The organism is Qipengyuania huizhouensis, assembly GCF_019711635.1.
GTDB lineage: Bacteria > Pseudomonadota > Alphaproteobacteria > Sphingomonadales > Sphingomonadaceae > Qipengyuania > Qipengyuania huizhouensis.
The window spans coordinates 75,542-81,815 of record NZ_JAIGNT010000013.1; the positions used below are offsets into that span (position 1 = coordinate 75,542).

General features: G+C 51.9%; 5 protein-coding genes and 1 tRNA gene. 3 read left to right on the forward strand and 3 right to left on the reverse strand.

The genetic code is table 11. The features are described 5' to 3' along the window. Positions 1-32: 32 nt before the first annotated feature. A tRNA-Asn gene (locus K3180_RS11070) sits at positions 33-107 on the forward strand. Positions 108-1,036: 929 nt separating this feature from the next. After that, positions 1,037-2,365, forward strand: coding sequence for a glycosyltransferase family protein (locus K3180_RS11075; protein ID WP_221540865.1), 1,329 nt, complete (start codon positions 1,037-1,039; stop codon positions 2,363-2,365). Here the strand turns inward: K3180_RS11075 and K3180_RS11080 are convergent. The 3 genes from K3180_RS11080 to K3180_RS11090 are packed head-to-tail and all read right to left on the reverse strand — an operon-like array spanning position 2,310 to position 4,361. Continuing rightward, complete coding sequence (locus tag K3180_RS11080) at positions 2,310-2,690, reverse strand: GtrA family protein (protein WP_221540867.1); 381 nt, start codon at positions 2,688-2,690, stop codon at positions 2,310-2,312. The two genes, K3180_RS11075 and K3180_RS11080, sit on opposite strands and share 56 nt — an antisense overlap. Continuing rightward, positions 2,687-3,415 (reverse strand): methyltransferase domain-containing protein, encoded by a 729-nt coding sequence (locus K3180_RS11085; protein WP_221540869.1) that lies wholly within the window; start codon positions 3,413-3,415, stop codon positions 2,687-2,689. Before K3180_RS11085 ends, K3180_RS11080 begins: the two co-directional genes overlap by 4 nt. 1 nt (position 3,416) lies before the next feature. Next, complete coding sequence (locus tag K3180_RS11090; RefSeq protein WP_221540871.1) at positions 3,417-4,361, reverse strand: glycosyltransferase family 2 protein; 945 nt, start codon at positions 4,359-4,361, stop codon at positions 3,417-3,419. An 89-nt stretch (positions 4,362-4,450) separates the two neighbouring features. Here K3180_RS11090 and K3180_RS11095 point away from each other — a divergent pair, with 89 nt between their 5' ends. After that, positions 4,451-5,941: a hypothetical protein gene (locus K3180_RS11095; protein WP_221540872.1), complete on the forward strand. Its 1,491-nt coding sequence runs from the start codon at positions 4,451-4,453 to the stop codon at positions 5,939-5,941. Positions 5,942-6,274: the final 333 nt, after the last annotated feature.

Sequence of the window (6,274 nt, forward strand, 5' to 3'; positions counted from 1 at the left end):
CCCATATAGGCGCACCCCTGCCGAGAGGCTGCTCCCCGATAGCTCAGCGGTAGAGTAGGTGACTGTTAATCACTTGGTCGTTGGTTCGAATCCAACTCGGGGAGCCATTCACTCTTCTTAGAGTTTTTAATTGCCTCGCCTTCTTAGACCTGTCGCCAATCCGCTCTCACACTCTTTACCATAGCGCAGCACACGGCCTTTGCGAACCATGCCACATGCCGGAACAGCCCAGTAAACAACGGAAAAACTATCACATTATGTAGGGTCAAATTTAGTGCCGCTTCCTGCGATTTCTCAGCAAATAGCGCAAAACAAAGCGCTAGTGCAGTTGACTGGCGCCTCGACAGTGCGGGCAGTAATGTAGAGCAGGACGCACCCCCGTATGTGAGGGTAGGACTTGATATCGTCACAGAATAGGCATGCGAAACTAGGAAGACCGACTTTGGGCGCCGGCAGATCCGTTTCCCCCGGCAAACGCCGTGGATCTTAGCAATAACATCGCATTTCAGCCGATCCACTTAGTGTACCACGACTGGTCCACCAGCGCGCCGATCCGCGAGATATTTCACCGCGCCTTTGAGGGGGCTGGCCTACCTTATCTCAACCCACATTCGTTCCGCGATATGCTGAGGGTCATGCCATGACACTGGTCTTGTCTGCGGAAGAAATGAAGGCCTGAAGCTAAAACGGCGACCATAGCGATATACTGACAACCTTCACCAACTACGGCACGGTCCCGGCTCACAAGCAGGAGGAGTTGGTACGGGCAAGGCATACGGTGAATGCCCCCAATCAAAGCGAAAAGGCTCGCCTATTGGCAGCGCTTGATACAGTGGGCTGATAACGCGACCGGGCGGCTTAGCGAAGCAAGCCATTGCTTCAACCGTACTCATGAGTAACAAAGCTGCCTGACTCTATTCACAACAGGAGCGCAGGTCATGATTTGGAAGAGTCGTAAAGTCCGAGCATGACACAAGCGCGAAGACTTCTCCCCTTCCTAATTTTTGCCGTTATCGCATTAGCGATAACTCTTCCAGTGGCGTTTCAACCACCGCGAGCGTTCCAATCGTTTTGGATTAATGCAGTTTGGCTCGAGCAATTTAGCGAGCAACTGGCTGCCGGGAATTTCTACCCACGGTGGTTACCGGACTCACATAACGGACTGGGTTCTCCCGTTTTCTACTATTATCCGCCGCTTGCCTTTTACATTTCGGCTATTCCCGATTTGCTGGGACTCTCTCCTTACAGTGCGACCCTTGTTGGGTTTACATTTGGTTCGTTCGCTTCAGGAGCGACCATGTATTGGTGGCTCAAAGACAAAAAGCATCGGCTTCTAAGCTCAATAATCTTTATGCTGATGCCATATCACTTATTCGATTTTTGGTTTCGTGGCGCACTCGCAGAACACATGGCAATCGCATTTATACCACTTCTGGCTATTGGAATGAAAAGGCAACCGATCATTCTAGCCATCGCATATGCCGGGATCATCATAACCCACTTGCCATTGGCATTGCTAGCCAGTCTATTCTTTATCGCACCTTATGGAATATGGATTATATATAAAGATTTTAATAACTTAAAGCCCATAACGCTGGGGTTAACAGCTGGCTTACTTATGTCCGGGGTATATTTGTATCCCGCTCTCGCACTGCACGATTTTCGCAAAACTGACGAGCTATATCGCTTTCAAGAGTTCCAAGCCGTCGCCTGGAGTTTTTTCGACCCTGCAAACTGGCCAAAGCCCGCCACAATGACCAGACTCATTCTAATCACAAGCGCGATCGCCCTTGGTACCTTAACGCTCTGGAGGCGTGACTTCTGGCCGAGTTTATCTCTCGCCGTCTGTATTGTCATATCTGGCGCCCTGCCAATTTGGGAAATCCCGCTGCTTGCGATGGTCCAGTTTCCTTGGCGAGCTTTGCCACTTGCTGAATTTGCTCTCGTCACAGCGTTGGCTAGCGCGTCACTTTCTAGAGCAGCCACTGCAGCATTTTCGCCGCTCTTGATTGCAGTTTTGATCCCGCCGCATCCGATGTCGCAAGCGGGTGGGCTTGACCGATATATTGAAAAACATGTTGATGTAGCCGAATACCTACCCCCCGCTGTTCCGCGAGGAGTATCAAACTACAGCGAGTGGGCTCAGGAAACGGCAAAAAGGTATCCGCACAAGACTTTCTATTTCCCATCTATCGGCCAAACAGATGATGGACTGTTCTTAGCGGGTGAGCCGAATTTGAGGCGTTTGCCTGCCGAATGGATCGGCCTGATTTTTACTCTTTTAGGTTTTGGTCTAACTTGCATACTAATCAAGCGGGGCGAAAGACCCAGAAGCGGGACAGTAGCCAAGTCACCACGGGAATAGAGCAGGCAACTGCCACTGAGGCAGCGACAAAGCTATAATTGAATACGTCCACGACGAAAAATACGATGAGATTCGTAAGCGCATAAGTTGAAAGAGAAACCAGGATAAACCTTGGCCCCTGCACCCGGTGTGCCTGTGTCGAGCGAAAGGTAATATGAGCATGGCCGAAATAGGAAATCGCCACGCTCGATACATATCCCACAAGATTTGCCCAATAGGCTCCAACGCCCACTGAGTTGGCGGCAAGACTGGCGAGCAGATAGGTCAAGGTCGCGGCCGCTCCGACCATTCCGAACCGGAACCATTCGGCAAGAAGACCCTTCATCGGGCGCTGCAGATTGCACAGAGTGAGAGTCCGATCGGCAATCGTGCGTGACGTAGGATGCGGCGCTCAACTGCAAATATCCGCCCCAGTATCGTGTTGGCAATCTTGGGCGGCACACCATCCAGAGAAACCTCGCTCTTTCCGAAGCGGCTGGCAAGGCGCTGAACGACCGCTGCGGGCAGGAGCAAAGAATTGAAATAGGACATGTAGTTCACCTGCAATTCGGCCCTCTCCAGCACGTCCTGCAGACGTCTTCCGGAATACCGCCGGCGATGGTGATGGAGGACATCGTGCTGCGACCACAGAAACTGCAGAGCTGGCACTGTAAGTATCAGCTTCCCATCCTTCGCAAGCAGCCGACGCAATGATCGGAGGCTATCTTCATCGCGATCCAGATGCTCCAGAACATCGAACAGCGCGATCAATTGGTAAGGACCAGACAAATGCTCAATGCCATCGGGAAGGCTTCCCGCCTGAACGTCTATGCAAGATTTCCGGCTGGCGATCTCGCGTGCCTGCGCATCAAACTCGAATGCCTCGACAGTTCCAAACTGTCGCAGCAATGCGAGATTACCTCCCGTGCCGCAGCCCGCTTCAAGAATTCTGGAAGATCTGTCGGGGCGAATGCGGTGCTTGATCAGTGCCTCAAGGATCGCACGACGCCCGACAAACCACCAGTGGCTGCCCTCGATTTCAGCCATGGCTTCGTAAGCTCGACGTTCCACGTCAGAAGCCCTCTTTCGACTCAATAATGTAAAGGGGCCGTCGCCTCACTTCGAGCGCGATGCGACCAAGATATTCGCCGATCAAGCCAAGGCTGAGCAAATTCAGCCCTCCCAGAAACAGCACCGCGACCATGATCGACGCGTATCCCGGCATGTCACCGCCAGTAATGAGCGTGTAAACAATAAGCGCGCCGGCATACAGGAAAGCAAGAAATGCAATGCTTGCGCCGAGATATGTCCAGATGCGCAGCGGCAATGTCGATGACGAGGTTACGCCGTCCAGAGCCAGAGACCAGAGCTTCGTCGGTTTCCACTTCGTTGTTCCATTTTCACGCGGCGGGCGGACCACTTCAACTTCCGCCACCTTGAAGCCGATCCAGGAAAATAGGCCCTTGTTGAAACGGGTGTTCTCATTGAGCTGGTTCAGCGCTTCGACGGCCTGCCGATCCAGCAGGCGGAAATCCCCGACATGCGCATGCACTGGCTGGTCGGCGATCTTTTCCAAAATCGAATAAAACAGGTTTGCTGTTCCACGTTTGAATAAGCCGTCACTGGAACGGTCAACCCGCTTCGCGTTTACAACCTGAGCCCCCTGCTTCCATCGACGGATCATCTCGACGATGATCTGTGGTGGATCTTGTAGATCGACATCTATCGGTATGACTGCATCTCCCGATGCGTGATGCATACCAGCCGACAAAGCGGCCTCTTTGCCGAAATTGCGCGACAGATTGATAACCTTTATTTCAGCCTGGTTACGGCAGAGATGCTCGAGAGTGCTTCTCGTGTTGTCCAGACTGCCATCATTAACGAAAATGAACTCCAGTTTCGCCGGAGAGCCCAATTCAACCTCAAACTGTGACCGCAACTGTGCCATCCGATCAAGGAACGGACGAATGGCGTCATCCTCGTTGAAAACCGGTATGATCAAACTCAAGGTTGTCATGATGACCTCGTCAGCTATTGGCCGGCAATCTCTTAGTCGAACTTTGGTTAATGGCCTGTAAGAGAATGCCCAATTTCAGGAGTGGCGCTTTGTCGAAAGTTCGTGAAACCTGGTGGGTTACGGGCGTATTGGTTCTTTGCGTGGTGGCAAGCTCGCTCTTCTACTCTCATTTCTCGCTCAACCACGATGCAAGCTGGTACCTGGTGTCCACCCGAATGTTTCTAGATGGAGCCACGCTCTATCAGGATGTCGTCGAGATCAATCCTCCTCTCGCATTTTACCTGACCGCACCAACACTCAAAATCGCAGAGTTGCTGCAGCTGGAACCGGCGACCGCGCTAAACATATACGTCTCCGTCCTTGGCGGTATAACGACGTTATGGACATATACTCTCGTCCGCCGGGCAGGCTTTGGCTTGGTTGCGAGGACAACCCTCTTCGTTGCAACGATCGCCGGCAATTTCCTTGTAGTTATCCATGAGTTCGGTCAGCGCGAGCATCTGCTGCTGGTATTTGCAATGCCCTATCTGTCGTTTCTGATATTCCGTGAAAATCTTAGATCATTGAATCCGCCGGAGGCAACTGCGCTCGGCATCACGGCCTTCCTTGGTTTGGCTCTGAAGCCCTATTTTCTCCTTATACCGGCAGGTCTTATCCTGGCTCGTTTTGCAGCGACCCGTGACGTCAGAGAGTTTTGGAATCTTTCGAACGTGACACTTGGGCTAATACTATTCGCCTACCTCGCCTTTATCTGGCTGGTTCACCCCCTCTATATCCAAGAAATTGTTCCAGTTGCATCAATAGTTTATTCTGCATTTGAAACGTCTTGGCTTGGAGTTTTCGTTAAGCCTGAGACTTTCGCACTGACCGCCCTTATGGCGCTTGCGTTCGCTTGTCGCACAAAACTGGACCTAGCTGCTTATGCCATTCTTGGTGCGCTTGCCGGAGCCGTTGCCACCTATCTACTTCAATTCAAAGGCTGGAACTATCAAGTCGTCCCGGTCTCCTTTTTCATATTCTTTGCGGCAGTTTGGGTGATTTTACGTTCCCGCGAACGCGTGCGCGAAAATGTCTTGCTTGGCGCGCTTGCAATGAGTGCAATCATTTTCAGCTTGGGCTCTCAGTTCGCAAAGGGTCCATACGATGCTTACACGACGGCAAAGTTCGAGCCTTTTGTTCGAACTCCCGGTGAGCGAATTCTGGTTCTTTCCACCAATGTTTCTGCGTCCTTTCCCTTCGTTAATGAAGTTAATGGAGAATGGACCAGTCGATATTCTGCCCAGTGGATACTTCCTGGAGCGATAAGATTGCTCGCCCAATCAAATTGCCGCGAGGAGCGCGGACTCTGCCTGAGATATAGAGAAATCCTATCAGAAACTCGGTCGGCAATGGTCCAAGACTTTATTCGCGGTCGGCCCGACCTCGTGTTTATCGATGACCGAGATCGCAAATCCTATTTCGGTGACGTGCAGTTCGACTATATTGCGTTTCTCCTTGAAGACCCCGGCTTTGCAGACCTTTGGCAAGATTATCGCCAAGTTGGCCAGGCCGCAGAATATCAAGTCTGGGAGCTTAAGTGACGGATGGGTTGAATCATTCGCGTCTATTGGGGCTGTGAGCAAATGGCGAGCGTTTCCAAGCTCCCGAAATTGCGTCTGGAGTGAATAGTTGGGCGTATCTTTGGAGGCACGTTCCATTCCAATCGCCAGTAACCGCAAAATTATACGCTTGGCAGCCCACCTTTGGATTTCTTCTGCCCTCACTGCGCTGCACGGGCGTCGAATGCCACAAGGGTCTGACCCATTATGGTCATTGCGACACGGTTATAGCGAAGCACTAGGCCCTGTTGACAAACTGATTGGTCCAGAGGCGGGCGGCGGCGATATGTATGAAGCCGAGATAGCTTGCTGAGG